This window comes from Tardiphaga sp., from assembly GCF_044336785.1.
Taxonomy (GTDB): domain Bacteria; phylum Pseudomonadota; class Alphaproteobacteria; order Rhizobiales; family Xanthobacteraceae; genus Tardiphaga.
The window spans coordinates 1-17,400 of sequence record NZ_JBIIOT010000102.1; the positions used below are offsets into that span (position 1 = coordinate 1).

Annotated in this window: 19 protein-coding genes; all 19 read left to right on the top strand. The window is 63.0% G+C overall.

The window, feature by feature from the left end:
• A partial coding sequence (locus tag ACIQ2A_RS21760) for a superoxide dismutase (RefSeq protein WP_398483268.1) occupies nucleotides 1-282 on the top strand: 282 nt, incomplete at its 5' end.
• A 195-nt stretch (nucleotides 283-477) separates the two neighbouring features.
• Nucleotides 478-852, top strand: a complete 375-nt coding sequence (gene crcB, locus ACIQ2A_RS21765; RefSeq protein WP_398483270.1) for a fluoride efflux transporter CrcB — start codon at nucleotides 478-480, stop codon at nucleotides 850-852.
• 91 nt (nucleotides 853-943) lie between these two features.
• The gene (locus ACIQ2A_RS21770; protein ID WP_398483272.1) at nucleotides 944-1,171 is read left to right on the top strand and encodes a hypothetical protein; all 228 of its coding nucleotides are present in this window, start codon (nucleotides 944-946) and stop codon (nucleotides 1,169-1,171) included.
• Nucleotides 1,168-1,926, top strand: a complete 759-nt coding sequence (locus ACIQ2A_RS21775; protein ID WP_398483274.1) for a metal ABC transporter ATP-binding protein — start codon at nucleotides 1,168-1,170, stop codon at nucleotides 1,924-1,926. Before ACIQ2A_RS21770 ends, ACIQ2A_RS21775 begins: the two co-directional genes overlap by 4 nt.
• Nucleotides 1,927-1,928: 2 nt before the next feature.
• Nucleotides 1,929-2,798, top strand: a complete 870-nt coding sequence (locus tag ACIQ2A_RS21780; protein ID WP_398483276.1) for a metal ABC transporter permease — start codon at nucleotides 1,929-1,931, stop codon at nucleotides 2,796-2,798.
• A 44-nt stretch (nucleotides 2,799-2,842) separates the two neighbouring features.
• Nucleotides 2,843-3,727, top strand: a complete 885-nt coding sequence (locus tag ACIQ2A_RS21785; RefSeq protein ID WP_398483305.1) for a metal ABC transporter substrate-binding protein — start codon at nucleotides 2,843-2,845, stop codon at nucleotides 3,725-3,727.
• A 141-nt stretch (nucleotides 3,728-3,868) separates the two neighbouring features.
• Nucleotides 3,869-4,912: a CobW family GTP-binding protein gene (locus tag ACIQ2A_RS21790; protein ID WP_398483278.1), complete on the top strand. Its 1,044-nt coding sequence runs from the start codon at nucleotides 3,869-3,871 to the stop codon at nucleotides 4,910-4,912.
• Nucleotides 4,912-5,931: a WD40 repeat domain-containing protein gene (locus tag ACIQ2A_RS21795; protein WP_398483280.1), complete on the top strand. Its 1,020-nt coding sequence runs from the start codon at nucleotides 4,912-4,914 to the stop codon at nucleotides 5,929-5,931. The genes ACIQ2A_RS21790 and ACIQ2A_RS21795 overlap by 1 nt, the downstream gene beginning before the upstream one ends.
• Before the next feature lie 163 nt (nucleotides 5,932-6,094).
• Nucleotides 6,095-6,811: an MgtC/SapB family protein gene (locus tag ACIQ2A_RS21800; protein WP_398483282.1), complete on the top strand. Its 717-nt coding sequence runs from the start codon at nucleotides 6,095-6,097 to the stop codon at nucleotides 6,809-6,811.
• Between the two features lie 71 nt (nucleotides 6,812-6,882).
• Entirely contained in the window at nucleotides 6,883-7,218 is a 336-nt protein-coding gene (locus tag ACIQ2A_RS21805; RefSeq protein WP_398483284.1) for a hypothetical protein, read from the top strand.
• Nucleotides 7,219-7,434: 216 nt separating this feature from the next.
• Entirely contained in the window at nucleotides 7,435-8,175 is a 741-nt protein-coding gene (locus ACIQ2A_RS21810) for an acetoacetate decarboxylase (RefSeq protein ID WP_398483286.1), read from the top strand.
• A 459-nt stretch (nucleotides 8,176-8,634) separates the two neighbouring features.
• Nucleotides 8,635-10,014 (top strand): cell wall hydrolase, encoded by a 1,380-nt coding sequence (locus ACIQ2A_RS21815; RefSeq protein WP_398483288.1) that lies wholly within the window; start codon nucleotides 8,635-8,637, stop codon nucleotides 10,012-10,014.
• A 256-nt stretch (nucleotides 10,015-10,270) separates the two neighbouring features.
• Nucleotides 10,271-11,515: an MFS transporter gene (locus ACIQ2A_RS21820; RefSeq protein WP_398483290.1), complete on the top strand. Its 1,245-nt coding sequence runs from the start codon at nucleotides 10,271-10,273 to the stop codon at nucleotides 11,513-11,515.
• 186 nt (nucleotides 11,516-11,701) lie between these two features.
• Nucleotides 11,702-12,688, top strand: a complete 987-nt coding sequence (locus ACIQ2A_RS21825) for an MDR family oxidoreductase (protein WP_398483292.1) — start codon at nucleotides 11,702-11,704, stop codon at nucleotides 12,686-12,688.
• Between the two features lie 145 nt (nucleotides 12,689-12,833).
• Entirely contained in the window at nucleotides 12,834-13,451 is a 618-nt protein-coding gene (locus ACIQ2A_RS21830; protein WP_398483294.1) for a hypothetical protein, read from the top strand.
• Between the two features lie 262 nt (nucleotides 13,452-13,713).
• Nucleotides 13,714-14,193 carry a MarR family winged helix-turn-helix transcriptional regulator gene (locus ACIQ2A_RS21835; protein WP_398483296.1) on the top strand — a complete coding sequence of 160 codons (480 nt, stop codon included), beginning with the start codon at nucleotides 13,714-13,716 and terminating at the stop codon, nucleotides 14,191-14,193.
• Nucleotides 14,190-16,256 carry an FUSC family protein gene (locus ACIQ2A_RS21840; RefSeq protein ID WP_398483299.1) on the top strand — a complete coding sequence of 689 codons (2,067 nt, stop codon included), beginning with the start codon at nucleotides 14,190-14,192 and terminating at the stop codon, nucleotides 16,254-16,256. The genes ACIQ2A_RS21835 and ACIQ2A_RS21840 overlap by 4 nt, the downstream gene beginning before the upstream one ends.
• Nucleotides 16,253-16,462 (top strand): DUF1656 domain-containing protein, encoded by a 210-nt coding sequence (locus ACIQ2A_RS21845; RefSeq protein WP_398483301.1) that lies wholly within the window; start codon nucleotides 16,253-16,255, stop codon nucleotides 16,460-16,462. Before ACIQ2A_RS21840 ends, ACIQ2A_RS21845 begins: the two co-directional genes overlap by 4 nt.
• The gene (locus tag ACIQ2A_RS21850; protein WP_398483303.1) at nucleotides 16,459-17,355 is read left to right on the top strand and encodes an efflux RND transporter periplasmic adaptor subunit; all 897 of its coding nucleotides are present in this window, start codon (nucleotides 16,459-16,461) and stop codon (nucleotides 17,353-17,355) included. The genes ACIQ2A_RS21845 and ACIQ2A_RS21850 overlap by 4 nt, the downstream gene beginning before the upstream one ends.
• The last annotated feature ends 45 nt before the right edge of the window (nucleotides 17,356-17,400 follow it).

A 17,400-nucleotide genomic window follows, 5' to 3' on the forward strand; every position in this document is an offset into this window, starting at 1 on the left:
CTCGACAAGTTCAAGGCCGATTTCGCAGCCGCCGGTGCCGGCCAGTTCGGTTCGGGCTGGGCTTGGCTCGCCGTCAAGAACGGCAAGCTCGAAATCTCAAAGACCCCGAACGGCGAAAATCCGCTGGTGCACGGCGCGACCCCGATCCTCGGCGTCGATGTCTGGGAGCACTCCTACTACATCGACTACCGCAACCGTCGCCCCGATTATCTCAAGGCGTTCGTCGATTCGCTCGTCAACTGGGACTATGTGGACGAGCTTTACGGCAAGGCCGGCGTCTGATCGCTTTCGCGTCTGTGAAGCAGGGAAGGGCGGTAGCGAAAGCTGCCGCCCTTTTTCGTGGCTTTCTCGCTCTTTTGGCCGTCATTGCGAGGAGCATCGCGACAAAGCGATCCAGTCTTCGCTTGCGGCCTTCTGGATTGCTTCGCTAGGCTCGCAATGACGAAGCGCTACGATCAATCAAGGCAGCCCATCAAAATGCAATACGCACTGGTGTTCATCGGCGGCGGCCTCGGTGCCACGCTCCGTCACCTCATCAACCTCACTTGCGCCCGTTGCATGGCGCCCGGCTTTCCGTGGGGCACCTTCATCATCAACGTCACCGGCTCTACCGTGATGGGCCTGATCGCCGGCTATCTCGCTTTCAAGGGCGAAGCCTCGCAGCCCTGGCGGCTGTTTCTGATGACCGGCATCCTGGGCGGTTACACGACCTTTTCTGCCTTTTCGCTCGATGCCGCGCTCCTTTATGAGCGCGGCGAGCTTGGCCTCGCGCTGGCCTATGTGCTCGGCTCCGTCGTGCTCTCGATTGCCGGCCTGTTTGCCGGTTTGGCTCTGGTGCGCCACTTCGCCTGACCTCGGCTTGCGCTACGTTATAATGTAACATAGATTGAGGCATGGCGCTTTTGAGCGCCTTGTTTTCATTGGCGTTTCCGGTCCGGCCTCCATGGCGCATGCGCATTCCCACGATCACGGCCATCACCATGGTCACGACCACAGCCATGGTCACGTGCATGGCCATGCCCATCACAACCATGATCCATCGGCCCCGCATCCGGCCCAGCCGTCGCCCTGGTCGATCCTGCGCATGTCGCTGCCCGGCCGGCTCGCCGCCGCACTGGTCGTTTCCGCAGCGCTGTGGGCGGTGGTTTTGCTGGCAATGAGGCCCTCATGACGGCGCAACTCAGCTTTCGCGACGTCACCCTCGGCTATGACCGCCATCCGGCCGTGCATCACCTCAATGGCGATGTCACCCAGGGGGCGCTGCTGGCGGTTGTCGGACCCAACGGCGCCGGCAAGTCCACGCTGTTTCGCGGCATTGTTGGCATTCTGAAGCCGCTGGCGGGCAAGATCACGCTCGGCGACATCAAGCAGCGCGACATCGCCTATCTTCCGCAAAGCGTCGATATCGACCGCACATTCCCGATCTCGGTGTTCGATTTTGTCGGCACCGGTCTGTGGCGCACCACCGGCATTTTTGGCGGCCTCGGCAGGAAAGCGCGCGATCAGATCGCGCAGGCGCTGGCGGCCGTCGGCCTTAACGGATTCGAGAACCGCAATATCGGCACGCTGTCCGGCGGGCAAATGCAGCGCATGCTGTTTGCGCGCGTGCTGTTGCAGGATGCGGATGTCATCGTGCTCGATGAGCCATTCAATGCCATCGATGCCAAGACCACGATGGATTTGATCGCACTGGTGCAGCGTTGGCATGGCGAGCAGCGCACGGTGCTGGCGGCCTTGCACGACATGGAGATGGTGCGCGCCTATTTTCCGCAAACACTGCTGCTCGCGCGTGGCGCGGTGGCCTGGGGCAAGACGGCTGACGTGCTGACATCCGACAATCTCAGCGAAGCGCGCCGTATGTGCGAGGCTTTCGACGATACCGCCGGCACTTGCGTTGCCGATCACGAGCGATCGCAGGCGGCGTAATTATGCTCTACGACGCGCTGATCGCGCCTTTCATCGATTTCGAATTCATGCGCCGCGCGCTGGCCGGCGTGATCGCGCTGGCCCTTGGCGGTGCGCCCATCGGCGTGTTTTTGATGCTTCGGCGCATGAGCTTGGTCGGCGATGCCATGGCGCATGCCATCCTGCCCGGTGCCGCCATCGGCTTCCTGTTCTCGGGCCTCAGCCTGTTCGCCATGACCTTCGGCGGTTTGATCGCAGGATTCTCTGTCGCGTTGCTCGCGGGCCTGTTGTCACGTGTCACGGTGATCAAGGAGGATGCCTCGCTTGCGGCGTTCTATCTGATCTCGCTCGCGGTCGGCGTCACCATCGTCTCCATGCGCGGCACCAATATCGATCTATTGCATGTGTTGTTCGGCAACATTCTCGCGCTCGATGATCAGACATTGCTGGTGATCGCCTTCAATGCGACGATCACGCTGGTGGTGATGGCCGTGATCTATCGTCCATTGGTGATCGAATGCGTCGATCCGATTTTCCTGCGGACTGTTTCTCGCGCCGGTGCACCGGCGCATCTCGCTTTCCTCGCGCTCGTTGTCGTCAATCTCGTCAACGGTTTTCACGCCCTCGGCACGTTGCTCGCAGTGGGATTGATGATCCTGCCAGCGGGGATCGCGCGATTCTGGTCGCGTGACATCACCGGCATGATGCTGATCTCCGTCGCGAGCGCGATGATTTCCGGCTATGGCGGCCTCGTGCTCTCGTTCCAGACCAAGGTGCCGTCCGGCCCCGCAATCATCCTCGTGGCCGCGGTTCTGTACGTGTTTTCAGTGTTTTTCGGCAGCGTGTCCGGACTGCTCAGACAGCTGTTTCCGGGCCGACATCTTGAGGCTTGATTGTGATGTCCTTGCGTAATTCCTGCGGCGCTGCATTCGGCGCCATGCTGCTGCTCGTCTCGTCGATGACGCCGTCCTGGTCGCAGGACAAGATCAACGTCGTCGCCAGTTTCTCCATCCTGGGTGACTTCGTGCGCAGCGTCGGCGGCGAGCGGGTCGCTGTGACCACCTTGGTCGGCCCCAATGGCGATGCGCATGTCTACACGCCGACGCCGGCGGATGCGAAAACCATCACCTCGGCCAGGCTCGTCTTCGTGAACGGCCTCGGCTTCGAAGGCTGGCTGCCGCGGCTGGTGAAATCCGCCGGCGGCAAGGCGACGATTGTCACCGCGACGCAAGGCATCAAGCCGCGCGAGGCGGAAGAGGGCGGCCATGATCACGGCGGCGCGCATGACCACGGGCATGATGATCCGCATGCCTGGCAGTCGGTCGCCAATGCCAAGATCTATGTCGCGAATATCCGTGATGCCCTGGCCAAGGCCGATCCCGCTGGGGCAGATGCCTACAAGGCCAATGCCGAGACATATCTGGGTGAACTGACCAAACTGGAAGCCGATGTGAAGGCGGCCGTAGCCGCCATTCCCGAGGCCCAGCGCAAGGTGATCTCGACCCATGACGCTTTCGGCTATTTCGCCGCTGCCTATGGCATCCAGTTCATCGCGCCGCAGGGTGTCTCCACCGAATCCGAGGCGTCGGCGCGCGATGTGGCCCGCATCATCACCCAGATTCGCAAAGCGAAAATCCCGGCCGTGTTTCTGGAAAATGTGAGCGATCCCCGGCTGATCCGCCGGATTGCCGCCGAGACCGGTGCAAAGATCGGCGGAACGCTGTATTCGGACAGCCTGACCGCCGAAAACGGCGATGCACCCACTTACATTGCCATGGTCAGGCACAATATAAGGACGCTGGCGGGCGCGCTGACCCCATAGAGGCGCCCCCAGCCCTCATCCTGAGGAGCCCGCTCTTGCGGGCGTCCCGAAGGATGGCGGCTCTTTCCAATTCTCTTCACCCTTCGAGACGCGCGCAACGGCGCGCTCCTCAGGGCGAGGGCTGTGCCTGGAGCCATACGAATGACGACTGCCGCTTCCTCAAAAATTCCCGTGACCGTGCTGACCGGCTATCTCGGTGCCGGCAAGACCACGTTGCTGAACCGCATTCTCACCGAGAATCACGGCAAGAAATACGCCGTCATCGTCAATGAATTCGGCGAGATCGGCATCGACAACGACCTCATCATCGGCGCCGATGAGGAAGTGTTCGAGATGAACAATGGCTGCGTCTGCTGCACCGTGCGCGGCGATCTCGTGCGCATTCTCGAAGGCCTGATGAAGCGCAAGGGCAAGTTCGACGCCATCATCGTCGAGACCACGGGCCTCGCCGATCCCGCCCCCGTCGCGCAGACCTTCTTTGTCGATGAAGACGTGCAGGCCAATGCGCGGCTCGACGCCGTCGTCACCGTGGCCGATGCCAAGTGGCTGAGCGACCGCCTCAAGGACGCGCCGGAAGCCAAGAACCAGATCGCCTTTGCCGATGTCATCGTGCTCAACAAGACCGATCTCGTCACGCCGCCTGAGCTCGCGGAAGTCGAAGCCCGCATCCGCGCGATCAATCCCTACGCAAAACTGCATCGCACCACGCGCGCACAGGTGAAGCTGGAAGACGTGCTCGATCGCGGTGCGTTCGATCTCGACCGCATCCTGGAGATCGAACCGGCCTTCCTCGAGGCTGACGATCACGATCACCACCATCACGACCATGGCCATGATCATCACCATCATCATGGCCATGACCACGGCCTGAAGCACTATCACGACGAGGACATGCAGTCGCTGTCGCTGCGCACCGACAAGGCGCTCGATCCCGCGACCTTCATGCCCTGGCTGCAGGATCTGATGGCCAAGGAGGGCGGCAAGATCCTGCGCTCCAAGGGCATCATCTCCTTCACCGGCGATGACGAGCGCTATGTGTTCCAGGGTGTCCACATGATGCTGGAAGGCGATCACCAGCGGCCGTGGAAGGATGACGAGAAGCGCGAAAGCCGCCTTGTCTTCATCGGTCGTGAATTGCCCGAGCAGATGATCCGCGACGGCTTCGAACGCTGCATTCCCGCCTGATGTCCGATTTCAATCCGCTCAAGGAGCAAGAATCGATCGTCTCGGTCACCGATCGCGTGGTCGGGGTGACGATCGGTGCGGCCGTCTCGGCCGTGCATTTCCTCGGCGACAAGGCCGCCTTCGTCGGCGCCGAGGAAAAGGTCACGCTGGTCGATCAGGCCGGCAGTGCATCGCCCGTCGATGTCGCCTTTGGCGGCATCCTGTGCTCGACCTCGGACGGCAAGCGCGTCGTCATGGGCTCCGACGACGGCAAGGTGCTGGTGCTGGATCAAAGCGGCGCGGTCTCGACCTTCGCCACCGATGCCAAGCGCCGCTGGATCGACAATGTCGCGCTGCATCCCGATGGCGCCGTGGCCTGGTCGGCCGGCAAGACCGCGTTCGTGCAGGCACCCAAGGGTGAAGTAAAAAGCTTCGATGTGCCGACCACCGTGGGCGGCCTCGCTTTCGCGCCAAAAGGCATGCGGCTCGGCATCGCGCATTATAACGGCGTGACGCTATGGTTTCCCAACATGGCCGGCAGCGCCGAAGTGCTGGAATGGCAGGGCTCGCATCTTGGCGTCACCTTCAGCCCGGACAACAAGTTCATCGTCACGGCGATGCATGAGCCAGCATTGCATGGCTGGCGCCTCGCCGATGGCAAGCATATGCGCATGACCGGCTATCCCGCCCGCGTGCGCTCGATCGCCTGGACGGCCGGCGGCAAGGGTCTTGCGACGTCCGGCGCCGATACGGTGATCGTCTGGCCGTTCACCACCAAGGACGGCCCGATGGGCAAGGAGCCGGCGATGCTGGCACCGCTGCAGGCGAAGGTGACCGCCGTCGCATGTCATCCCAAGCAGGACATCCTCGCTTGCGGCTACAGCAACGGCACGGTGCTGATGGTCCGCCTCGTCGATGGCGCGGAGATTCTGGTGCGCGCCAACAAGGGCGAGCCAGTGACGGCGCTGGCCTGGAATGCGCGCGGCTCGCTGCTGGCCTTTGCGGATCAGCAGGGCGATGCGGGGCTCTTGGCGGTGTAACGCCGTCCCTCATCCTGAGGAGCACGCCAAAGGCGTGCGTCTCGAAGGATGGCGGCAAGCTCGGAGCCAGGCTATCTCATGGTTCGAGACGGCGCTTCGCGCCTCCTCACCATGAGGGGCGGAGTTGTCATCTCCCCGTCATCTCCTGTACGCATGAAAAACCATGCGCTTTCTCACCACTTTCCAGACCCTGGACTTCCTCGATACGCTGCTGAGCCTGGCCGCGGCCTTTGTGCTGGGCACGCTGATTGGCGCCGAGCGGCAGTATCGCCAGCGCACCGCGGGCCTGCGCACCAATGTGCTGGTGGCCGTCAGCGCTGCGGCTTTCGTTGATCTCGCCATGAAGCTCGATGGCTCCGGCGGCGCGGTGCGCGTCATCGCCTATGTCGTGTCCGGTATCGGCTTTCTCGGCGCCGGCGTGATCATGAAGGAGGGCACCAATGTCCGCGGCCTGAATACGGCGGCGACTTTGTGGAGCTCGGCCGCCGTCGGCTCCTGTGCCGGCGCGGATATGATCGCGCAGGCGATCGCGCTGACGGTGTTCGTGCTGGCCGGCAACACGTTGCTGCGGCCGCTGGTCAATGCGATCAATCGTACGCCGCTCGATGCCCGGTCGTCGGAAGTGACTTATTACGTCCGCCTCACGGTAGTTCCCGATGCGGTGTCCGAGATGCGCGAGCGGCTGCAGGAAGCGCTCGAGGCAGCCAGCTATCCGGTCGGCGATGTGGAGGTGGACGAGCTCAGCGACACCCAGCGCGAGATCGTCGCCACGCTGGTCTCCACCGCGGTCGATCCGAAGGAGCTCGACGCGGTGCTGGTCAAGCTCGAGAGCCATGCCGGCGTGCGCAATGCCACCTGGGATTCCAGCACCAAGGAATAGCGGCGTTTTCGCGCGGGAACTTTTGCTCCGGCGCCACCGTTGTCACCGCAAATGAACCTGCGGTGGACGCCATGATCTCGATGAATGCGCAACTGTTCCGGACTCGCCTTGCAATCGCTACCCTCGTGGCGATGACAGGCGCAGGGATGTCGACATCGGCGCTGGCACGTCTCACTCTGGATCCACCAAAGTCCCGCATGGCCCAGGCGACGCCGCCGTTGCAGTCAACGCCTGGCGCCGAAAGCAAGCCGGCCGCGCCCGCAGAGCCTTCGACCACCGGACAGCGGCCCCAGGAGACACCGCCACAGCCTGCGCGGCCCGATGCCGATGCCAAGGATGCCGGTGCAAAGCCTGCATTGCCTCCGGCACCTGCCGAGAAGACCGCGCCGCCGATTCCGGCCAAGTAGGTTATCTCAGTCCCTCATGGTGAGGAGCGCGCTCTTGCGCGCGTCTCGAACCATGAGTTGATTGCGCTTTGCAGCCATCCTTCGAGACGCGCGCTTCGCGCACTCCTCAGGATGAGGGCGGAGCTTGGGGGGCCGCGGGCCCACTTTTCGTCTCGCAAGCTTCATGCAGCATCGTCATAGTACCCTCAACGTCACTGCTTGACCTTGGGGGCTGCCATGAAGATCGACGATATCCGGCGCAACGCCTATTCGATGCCGCTGACCAATCCGTCATTTCCGCGCGGGCCGTATCGGTTCTTCAACCGCGAATATTTCATCATCACCTATCGCACCGATCCGGAAGCGCTGGCTGCCGTGGTGCCCGAGCCGCTCCAGGTCACCGACGCGATCGTCAAATACGAGTTCATCCGGATGCCGGATTCGACCGGCTTTGGTGACTACACCGAGACCGGGCAGGCGATTCCTGTGCGCCTCGATGGGGTCGATGGCGTCTACATTCACTCGATGTATCTCGATGACGATGCGCCGATTGCCGGTGGTCGCGAATTGTGGGGATTTCCAAAGAAGCGCGCGACGCCGAAGATTGTCGTGGAGAGCGATGTGCTGGTCGGCACGCTGCATTACGGTTCAGTGCTGTGTGCATCCGGCACGATGGGATACAAGCACAGCCAGGCAGATCATGACGCCGTCATGCATGCGCTGACGGTGCCGAATTTCATTCTGAAGATCATCCCGCATGTGGATGGCAGCCCACGCATCTGCGAACTGGTGCGCTACCACCTCGAAGACATCGTGTTGAAAGAGGCCTGGTCGGGGCCGGCGGCGCTCGGTCTGTTTCCGCATGCGCTTGCGGACGTGGCGCGGCTGCCGGTGCGCGAGATCGTCTCGGCGTTGCATTTCAAATGCGATCTGACGCTGGGGCTTGGCGAAGTGGCGTTCGATTATCTGGCGACGTGATCGCGTTCGAACAGTAGTGCTCCCTCCCCCAAGCCGCAAAGCGGCGCAGCGGGGAGGGCCGGGGCCGCGCCGCGGCGAAGCTCGACGAGCGAAGCCGGGTGGGGAGCCCCGCGACCTCGGAGGTTGGGGAAGCACCCACCCGTCTCGAACGCTGCACGTTCGATCCACCCTCCCCACGGCGCGTGGCTAGGCCACGCTTGGGGGAGGGAGAAAAAGACAGCAATTTTTCTTCACCTCATTCGTCAACACAATCTTCACCACTCTCGTTACGCCGCGGTTTACTGCGTTTTTCGAATGCTGCGCGCGCATCAAAGCACCACTTGCATGTGGTGTCGCTGCATCGGTGATTAACCGCGCGGCAACTTTGATTGCTTACTAACGAAACAGATCGAAATGTACGGAAATGCTGTTGCAGACGCACAAATCGATGCTGGTGTAAGTGTTGCGTGAGCGTATCGGATGTCAGTATTGCGTATCGGGCCGAAGGGCGCGCAGCGTGCGCTCTTCGGTCTCGGCCTCTGCATCTTTGCGATGGCCCCGACCGAGTCAGGCTATCAGGATATTGCGTCGCTGCTCGCGCGTCAGCCGGGCGTCACCGAGCGCTGGCAGCAGCGCAATTATGCCTCCGCCGTCTCCTCGATTCATGTCGCGACCTTCTCGTTCGGCCGTCCGGTCGGCACCTCGTCGCGCCCATTGCTGCAACTCGCCAGCTTCGACACCAATGACATCACCGGCACGGTGACGCGCAATCCCCTGATGCAGTCGCCGCGCCGCTATGAGGCCGCCGATTTTCCGAAAGTGGATCGCACGCTGAAGGGCGATCGTCTCGCCACCTTCAAGCCCGCGGACGATATGTCCGACGATCCGGCAGGTGATTCCTTCCGTGACAACTCCTCGGTGAAGGGGGCCAAGACCGCCGATCGCATGCCATCCGCGCAGCACGCGCCGCTCGATCCCGAACTCGACGAAGCCCTGCATGCGCCACCATTGGCACAATATTCCAATGGCGCGCCGGTGCAGCCGACGGAAGATGCTTCGCCCGAGGCGGCTGTGATTCCGGTCGAACCGGCGCCCTCCAAAGACGGTTTCTCGGTGAAGACCGCGAGCCTGTTTTTCGGTGCGTCATCGCTCGGTGAAGCCGCCGGCACGATGGAACAGTGGCAGCCCGGCGAAGAGCCGATGATCGTCACGCCGGGTGTCGCTCAACCCGTTGATCCCGACATGAAGAAGACGGCTGCCTTGCCGCAGCCGGCCGACAAGCCCGTCGCTGGCGAAAGCATCGCCAAGAAGGGCGAGGTCAATAACGACTATCACGGCAAGACCCCGGCCCAGCGCCTGAACCTCTCGGGCGCCGCCCGTGACAAGCAGGAGAAGTGCCTGGCCGAAGCCGTCTATTTCGAAGCCCGCGGCGAAGCCGTGCGCGGCCAGATCGCGGTGGCGCAGGTGGTGATGAACCGTACGTTCTCCGGCTTCTATCCGACCACGCCGTGCGGCGTCGTCTATCAGAACAAGCATCGCCGCCTGGCTTGCCAGTTTACCTTTGCCTGCGACGGCATTCCGGACGTCGTGCGCGAGCCCGATATGTGGGAGCGCGCCCGCAAGATCGCGGCGGCGACGCTGGATGGCCGGCTGTGGTTGCCGGAAGTCGGCAAGTCCACGCATTACCATGCCTATTGGGTGCATCCGTCCTGGGTGCGCGAAATGAAGAAAATGTACAAAACCGGCGTCCATTCCTTCTACCGTCCGCGCAAATGGGGCGATGGCAGCGATGCGCCGAGCTGGGGAACAGCGGCGCAGACCGCTGAAATCTCCAGGAAACTGGCCGAGACCAAGCCGTAGGATCCGACTTTACCTCCAAGCCTGCAAAAAGCGGCGCCATGCCCGGCGCCGCTTTTGGCGTTTCGGCATCTCACCTGTCATCCCCGCGAAAGCGCGGATCCAGTACACACTGGCCTTGCGTTGCGACAACAGCTTGGCCAGGCGCTGTCGTGAATCGCACATCTGATCCGCACGAATATCAACCGATCGGTGGTTGGATTATCATGCGGATGCATTTATCTCTGCGGAACCTCAAATTGAGGACGGGGGACACAACATGGCAGCCATCGACAGTCTATCGCGACCAAATCTCGGCTGGCGCACGCCCCTGGTGATCGTGATCTGCGGATCGCTGATCGGCATGCTGACCTTCGGCCCGCGCTCCAGCGTCGGCTTCTTCGTACAGCCGTTCAGCCAGGAATATGGCTGGGGCCGCGATGTATTCGCGCTGGCCTTCGCCGTGCAGAACCTGCTCTGGGGCATCGGCCAGCCTTTTGCCGGCGCCGTGGCCGACAAGTTCGGCAGCGTGCGCGTGATCTGCATCGGTGCGCTCATGTATGCGGCCGGCCTGCTGATGATGCGTTATTCCACGACGCCCCTCGAATTGAATCTGAGCGCCGGCCTCCTGATCGGCTTTGGTCTCTCCGGCTGTTCGTTCAATCTCGTCCTGTCCGCCTTCGGCAAGCTGATGCCGCCGGAATGGCGCGGCATCGCGCTCGGCGCCGGCACGGCGGCCGGTTCGTTCGGCCAGTTCATTTTCGCCCCTTTCACGGTGGCGATGATCGACAATACCGGCTGGCAGGCGACGCTGACGACGTTCGGTTTCCTGATGCTGCTGGTGGTGCCCTTGGCCATGGTGCTGGCGACACCGAAGGCAGATGCTGCGAGCGCTGCGGCGCCGGTGCCGGAGCAGTCCTTCAAGCACGCGCTGATCGAAGCCTTCGGCCATCGCTCCTATGTGCTGCTGGTGATCGGCTTCTTCACCTGCGGCTTCCAGCTCGCATTCATCACCATGCATCTGCCCGCTTACCTGATCGATCGCGGCCTGCCGGCGGCGGTGGGCGGCTGGGTCATTGCCATCATCGGCCTGTTCAACATCATCGGCTCGCTCACGGTCGGCTATGTGCAGGGCAAGCTGCCGAAGCGCTACATTCTTTCCTTCATCTATTTTACCCGCGCGCTGGCCACGGTGGCCTTCATCATGCTGCCGCTGACGACGACGTCGGCGCTGGTGTTTGGCGCCATCAGCGGTCTCGCCTGGCTCTCCACGGTGCCGCCGACATCGAGCCTGGTGTCGCTGATGTTCGGCACCCGCTGGCTGGCGACGCTGTATGGGTTTGCGTTCTTCAGCCATCAGGTCGGTGGCTTCCTGGGCGCCTGGCTCGGCGGCATCGTGTTCGACAAATTCGGCTCCTACACGCCGATCTGGTGGCTCTCGGTGCTGTTCGGCGTGCTGTCGGCGCTGATCAATCTGCCGATCGTGGAAAAGCCCGTGGTCCGCGCGGTTGCGCAGCCGGCGTGATGGGGTTAGGGGTCCTTGCTTCACCTCTCCCCACCGGGGAGAGGACGACCGGCGAAGCCGGGCGGGAGAGGGGGAGCCACAAGCTCCGTCGGAGTGTATGGCTCCCCCTCTCCCTGACCCTCTCCCCGTTGGGGAGAGGGGACATATCCGTCGGTGCAAATCATAAGAAAACAAAGGAGACGCGCATTGTCCTCGTTCAAAGCGATCCGGATCGATAAGGCGGACAAAGGCACCACGGCTGCGCTCGTGCAGTTCGACGAAGCCGAGCTGATGGAAGGTGATGTCACCGTCCGCGTCGAGTGGTCCACGCTGAACTACAAGGATGGTCTCGCGCTCACCGGCAAATCGCCGGTGGTGCGGCGTTTCCCGATGATCGCCGGCATCGATTTCGCAGGCACGGTCGAATCCTCCACCAATCCGAACTGGAAAGCCGGCGACAAGGTGATCGGCAATGGCTGGGGCATGGGCGAAACCCATCTCGGCGCTTACGCCGAGAAGGTCCGTGTCAAAGGCGATTGGCTGGTGCGTCTGCCCGACGGCATCAGCGCGCGCGATGCCATGGCGATCGGCACGGCCGGCTACACCGCCATGCTGTCGGTGCTGGCGCTGGAGAATCATGGGCTGAAGCCTGCGGACGGTCCGGTGGTCGTCACCGGCGCCGCCGGCGGTGTCGGCTCGGTGGCCATCGCCGTGCTGTCGAAGCTCGGCTACCACGTCATCGCCTCCACGGGCCGCACCTCGGAAGAGGGCTACCTCAAGGGCCTCGGTGCTGCCGAGATCATCGATCGCAACGAGCTCTCCGCGCCCGGCAAGCCGCTGGCGAAAGAGCGCTGGGCGGGCGGTATCGACAGCGTCGGCTCGACCACGCTGGCGAACCTTCTGGCCTCGACCAAATATCGCGGCGCCATCGCTGCCTGCGGCCTGGCCGGCGGCATGGACCTGCCATCTTCGGTTGCGCCTTTCATTTTGCGCGGCGTGTGTCTTCTCGGCATCGATTCCGTGATGGCCCCGATCGAGTTGCGCAAAGCGGCCTGGGCGCGGCTGTCCACTGATCTTGATTCAGGAAAACTTGCTGAAATCACTCAGGAAATCGCTCTTGATCAGGTGATCGAGGCTGGCGCCAGGGTGCTGGCAGGTCAGGTCCGCGGCCGAATCGTGGTAAAGATCGGCTAAACCACGTTCAGACTTTACCAACCATCCTGCTCCATTGTTGCCGCAGTTGGTATGGTAAGCAGCGGGTAAAGACATCTGGCGGTCACACGTGGTGACCTCGGGCACGTCTCGTGATGATCCGCGCTCGGTTGTTTCGGAGTATCCCATGGTTGCGCGTTATGTGTTGGGGGCGGTGCTCGCCACGACGGTGGTGACGGCACCGGCATTTGCCGGCCAGAAGATGAATGCCGAGGAGGCACGCAAATTCGTGTCCGGCAGGGTCTTCGCATTCGCCTGTAATGACGGCACCCGCGGCGCAGGCCGCATTTTCGACGACGGCGGTGCAGCCGGCGCGGTGCAGTTCTCGGGCACCGCTGCTGCACGCAATATGCGCGTGCCCGGCAATACGCTGCAGGTTCGCGGCCAAAACATCTGCGCGTCGCTCAAGGGCATGCCCTTCGAGCCGTGTTTCGATCTGGAAAAGAAGGACGAGCGCAGCTTTCGCGGCTCGGTCACTGTGCTCGGCTTCACCGGCTATTGCGATTTCCGCCATCAGGGCCGCGGCCAGATGCTGATGGCCCGCTCGCTGTCGCAGCCGCGCACTATGCGCACCCGTTCGGCCGATGCGTCGGCTGGCGGCGAGACCGTCACCCGCGTCTCCACCCCGCGCGTCGAGAGCAGCAAGCTCGATCCGGTGACCACGACCGGTGCCGTGAAGTCCGAGCCCGCCAAGAGCGAGCCGGCCAAGACCGAGGCGATGGAACTGCGCAAGTCCACGGATTGAGCTTCGGCTGTCATCCCCGCGAAAGCGGGGATCCAGTAAACTGCGAACTCTCGGCTTCATCACACGCGTCAGTGTCTACAGGATCGCCCGGTCAAGCCGGGCGACGACAGGAAGTGGCATTTTCGAACGGCCTCGGATCGTAAGATCCGGGGCCGTTTGCATTAGGGCGCTGTTCACCATGCGCGCTGCCCTCACCACAGCGTGATCGTTGCGATGCACAATATCGATTGCAGCCTAATCGATAGCATCCTATCTAATATCCATGCCCCCCACCACTCCACATGTGCAGGCCGAGCTCGGCCTGCTTGTCGCGCGTTTGGCCAGGGTCTGGCGCCGCAAGGCGGATCAGACCCTGGCGGCGCATGGTCTGTCCGAAGCAACGGCCCATCCGTTGCTGATCCTGTCGCGCGGCGGGCGCGAGAATGTGCGCCAGGGCGTGCTGGCCGAGGAAATGGGTCTCGAAGGCCCGTCGGTGGTGCGCCTCATCGATCTGCTCGCCGCCGAAGGCCTGGTCGAGCGCCGCGAGGATCCGACCGATCGTCGCGCTAAGGTGCTGCATCTCACGGAACTCGGCGAAGCCAAGGCCGAGGAGATCAGGCGCGTGATGCGTCGGACGCGCGCCGAGCTGATGACAGGCATTTCTGCGGACGAGCTCGCGATCACCTTCGATGTTCTGAGCCGCATCGAACAATCCGCGCATCGCCTCTATGAGGCTGCGCTGGAAACGGATAGCGCGTCATGAGCACCGCCGCTGACCGGCTGCCCTTCCTCGAGCGCCACGCCGATATCATTTTTTCCGTAAAGACCTTCATCGCCGCCATGGCGGCGCTGCTGATCGGCTTTGCCGCAGATCTGCCGCGGCCTTACTGGGCGCTGGCGACCGTCTACATCACCTCGCAGCCGCTCGCCGGAGCTACGCGCTCGAAGGCGCTGTATCGCGTCATCGGCACGCTGATCGGCGCCGCGGCGAGCATCGCGCTTGTGCCCAATCTCGTCAATTCGCCGGAACTCCTCAGTCTCGCCATCGCGGCCTGGGTCGGCATCTGCCTCTATGTCTCGCTGCTCGATCGCACGCCGCGCAGCTACATGTTCATGCTCGCCGGCTATACCTGCGCGCTGATCGCTTTCCCCTCGGTCTCCGAACCCGCTGCCATCTTCGACACCGCCGTGGCGCGCAGCCAGGAAATCATTATCGGTATCCTGTGTGCGACCGTGGCATCCACGGTGCTGCTGCCGCGCAGCGTCGGCCCGGCTGTCGCCGCGCGTGTCGATGGCTGGCTCAAAGGTGCGCGCAAGCTGAGCAAGGATGTTCTGGCCGGCCGCAGTGCGGATCAGGCCGTTCGCGATCTGCGCCTGAAGCTCGCTGCCGATGCGGTCGATCTGGATGGTCTTGCCGATCATCTCGCATTCGATCGCAGCGTCGGCCGCGAGACCGTCCATTGGATGCGCGCGCTGCGCGTTCGCATGCTCACCTTCCTGCCGGCATTGTCCTCGCTCGGCGATCGCATCGATGCGCTGGGTCCGGACGCGCGCAGCAGGCATCCGCTGCTCATCTCGCTGCTTGATGATGTCGCGCAGTGGATCGGCAATGACGATCTCGATCGTGAGCCGGCCGAGCGCCTGCGTGAGCGCATTGCCGCGCAGCGACCTACGCTCAATGCCACGTCGCCATGGACCGAGATCATCGTTGCCAGTCTGTTGATGCGGCTGCGCGAACTCGTCGATATCTCCGCGGATTGCCGCATCCTCAATCAGGCGATTGCCAGCGGCGAGCGGCCTGCTGGTGCGAAGCTCGTGTTCCAGCCGGATGGCGGCGTCGCACCGGCGCGCTACCGCGATCCCGGCATGGCGCTGTGGTCTTCCGCGGGCGCGTTCGTCACCATTCTGGTGTGCTGCGCGTTCTGGATTTTGACCGGGTGGACCGACGGTGCCACGGCGCCGATGATGGCGGCGATCGGCTGCTCGTTCTTCGCCAGCATGGATGATCCCTCGGTGGGCCTGCGCGGCTTCGTCAAATGGACGCTGGTCGCCATCGTGATCATCGCGGCCTATCTGTTCGCCATCCTGCCGGCCATCAGCAATGTGGAAGTCCTGATCTTTGTGCTGGCACCGGCCTTCCTGGTGTTCGGCTATCTGATCGCGCGTCCGGCCACCTTCGTCATCGGCATGCTGCTGGCTGCCAATACGGCGACCATGATGGCGCTGCAGGAAACCTACAGCGCCGATTTCGCGTCCTTCGCCAATTCCAGCATCGCGCTCTTTGTCGGCATCGAGCTTTCAGCCATCTCGATCCGGCTGATCCGCTCGGTCGGTTCGGAATGGAGCGTGCGCCGCCTGATGCGTCGCGGCTGGATCGCCATCGCGAAAGCTGCCGAAGGCCGCGGCAATCGCGACCGCGCAGCCTTTGCCGGCGTGATGCTCAACCGCATCGGTGTGCTGGCGCCACGTCTGCTCGCGCTGCAAGGCTCGGATCTGCGCCAGATCGATAATCTGCGTGAGCTGCGTGTCGGCCTCAATGTCGTCGATCTCAGGCGTGCCCGGCATCATCTGTCGTGGCGAACGCTGGGCGCCATCGATGCCATGCTCGATGAACTCGCACAATGTTTTCGCAGGCATGATGGCACGGCGATGCCGGATGCCCTGCTAGCGCGTGTCGATCACGCCATGGCCGCAGCCATCGACGAACACGGCGCGGGACGTACCGATGCGCTGATCGGCCTGGTCGGCATTCGCCGCGGCTTGTTTCCGGATGCGCCCGATTATCAACCCGAAGCCATCGACCATGTCGGGAGTGTTGCCGCATGAAGTATCAGATCGATCTGTTCGGCGTGCTGTTGCCCTCGCTGATGCTGTGGCTGGTGATCACCTACGCCATTGGTGCGCTGTTGCGCCCGCTGCTCGAACGCGCCGGCGTCTATCGCTTCGTCTGGCATCGCGCGCTGTTTGATCTCGCCCTTTACGTCTGCCTGCTTGGCGGCGTCGTCTATCTCACGTCCGGATTACTGTCATGAAGACTATTGCTGCATTCATTCGCCGTTTTGCCGTCACTGCGCTGATGGTCGTCGCCGCCCTCGCCGTCGGGCGTTATCTCTGGGTCTATTACATGGACGCGCCGTGGACGCGTGATGGCCGCGTGCGCGCCGATGTGGTCACCGTGGCGCCGGATGTCTCCGGCTTTGCGACAGAGATTCTGGTCAAGGACAATCAGGCCGTTCAGCGCGGCGATGTGCTGATGCGGATCGACCGCGCGCGTTTCGCGCTGGCGCTGCAGACGGCGGATGCCGTTGTCGCTGGCCGCAAGGCGACGCTGGAGCAGGCCGATCTCGATCTCAAGCGCTACAATGATCTCACCACGGCCGCGGTCTCGCAGCAGAAGAAGGAACAGGTGGTCGCCACGCAGCAGCTGGCGGAGGCATCCTATGATCAGGCCGTGGCCGATCGCGGCGTGGCGCAGCTCAATCTCGATCGCGCCGAAATCCGCGCACCGGTGTCAGGCCGGATCAGCAATATGGATCTGCGGCCAGGCACCTATGTTACGGCAGGTAAAGGCGTGATGGCGTTGATCGATACGTCCAGCCTGCATGTGGATGGCTATTTCGAGGAAACGAAACTGTCGCGCATTCATGTCGGCGATCCCGTGCGCGTCCACCTGATGGGCGACAGCCATGAGCTCACCGGCCGTGTCGAAAGCATCGCTGCCGGCATCGAGGATCGCGATCGTGGCCAGGGCAGCAATCTGCTTGCCAATGTCACGCCGACCTTCAGCTGGGTGCGCCTGGCACAGCGCGTGCCGGTGCGCGTGTCGCTGGATGCCATTCCCGAAGGCGGCACACTCGTTGCCGGCCGGACTGCGACGGTGGAGATCCTGCCGCGCAAGGATGCGACGGTGGCGAAGGCGAAATGACGAACTCCACCCGTCGTCCCCGCGAAGGCGGGGACCCATACACGC

Excerpts from the sequence above, each read along its gene's own strand:
- ACIQ2A_RS21800 (WP_398483282.1), top strand. The coding sequence starts at position 6,095 with ATGCGCTTTCTCACCACTTTCCAGACCCTGGACTTCCTCGATACGCTG.
- ACIQ2A_RS21770 (WP_398483272.1), top strand. The coding sequence starts at position 944 with ATGGCGCATGCGCATTCCCACGATCACGGCCATCACCATGGTCACGAC.
- ACIQ2A_RS21810 (WP_398483286.1), top strand. The coding sequence starts at position 7,435 with ATGAAGATCGACGATATCCGGCGCAACGCCTATTCGATGCCGCTGACC.
- ACIQ2A_RS21775 (WP_398483274.1), top strand. The coding sequence starts at position 1,168 with ATGACGGCGCAACTCAGCTTTCGCGACGTCACCCTCGGCTATGACCGC.
- ACIQ2A_RS21830 (WP_398483294.1), top strand. The coding sequence starts at position 12,834 with ATGGTTGCGCGTTATGTGTTGGGGGCGGTGCTCGCCACGACGGTGGTG.
- ACIQ2A_RS21795 (WP_398483280.1), top strand. The coding sequence starts at position 4,912 with ATGTCCGATTTCAATCCGCTCAAGGAGCAAGAATCGATCGTCTCGGTC.
- ACIQ2A_RS21845 (WP_398483301.1), top strand. The coding sequence starts at position 16,253 with ATGAAGTATCAGATCGATCTGTTCGGCGTGCTGTTGCCCTCGCTGATG.
- ACIQ2A_RS21780 (WP_398483276.1), top strand. The coding sequence starts at position 1,929 with ATGCTCTACGACGCGCTGATCGCGCCTTTCATCGATTTCGAATTCATG.
- ACIQ2A_RS21815 (WP_398483288.1), top strand. The coding sequence starts at position 8,635 with ATGTCAGTATTGCGTATCGGGCCGAAGGGCGCGCAGCGTGCGCTCTTC.
- ACIQ2A_RS21850 (WP_398483303.1), top strand. The coding sequence starts at position 16,459 with ATGAAGACTATTGCTGCATTCATTCGCCGTTTTGCCGTCACTGCGCTG.
- crcB (WP_398483270.1), top strand. The coding sequence starts at position 478 with ATGCAATACGCACTGGTGTTCATCGGCGGCGGCCTCGGTGCCACGCTC.
- ACIQ2A_RS21785 (WP_398483305.1), top strand. The coding sequence starts at position 2,843 with ATGCTGCTGCTCGTCTCGTCGATGACGCCGTCCTGGTCGCAGGACAAG.
- ACIQ2A_RS21805 (WP_398483284.1), top strand. The coding sequence starts at position 6,883 with ATGATCTCGATGAATGCGCAACTGTTCCGGACTCGCCTTGCAATCGCT.
- ACIQ2A_RS21790 (WP_398483278.1), top strand. The coding sequence starts at position 3,869 with ATGACGACTGCCGCTTCCTCAAAAATTCCCGTGACCGTGCTGACCGGC.
- ACIQ2A_RS21835 (WP_398483296.1), top strand. The coding sequence starts at position 13,714 with ATGCCCCCCACCACTCCACATGTGCAGGCCGAGCTCGGCCTGCTTGTC.
- ACIQ2A_RS21840 (WP_398483299.1), top strand. The coding sequence starts at position 14,190 with ATGAGCACCGCCGCTGACCGGCTGCCCTTCCTCGAGCGCCACGCCGAT.
- ACIQ2A_RS21820 (WP_398483290.1), top strand. The coding sequence starts at position 10,271 with ATGGCAGCCATCGACAGTCTATCGCGACCAAATCTCGGCTGGCGCACG.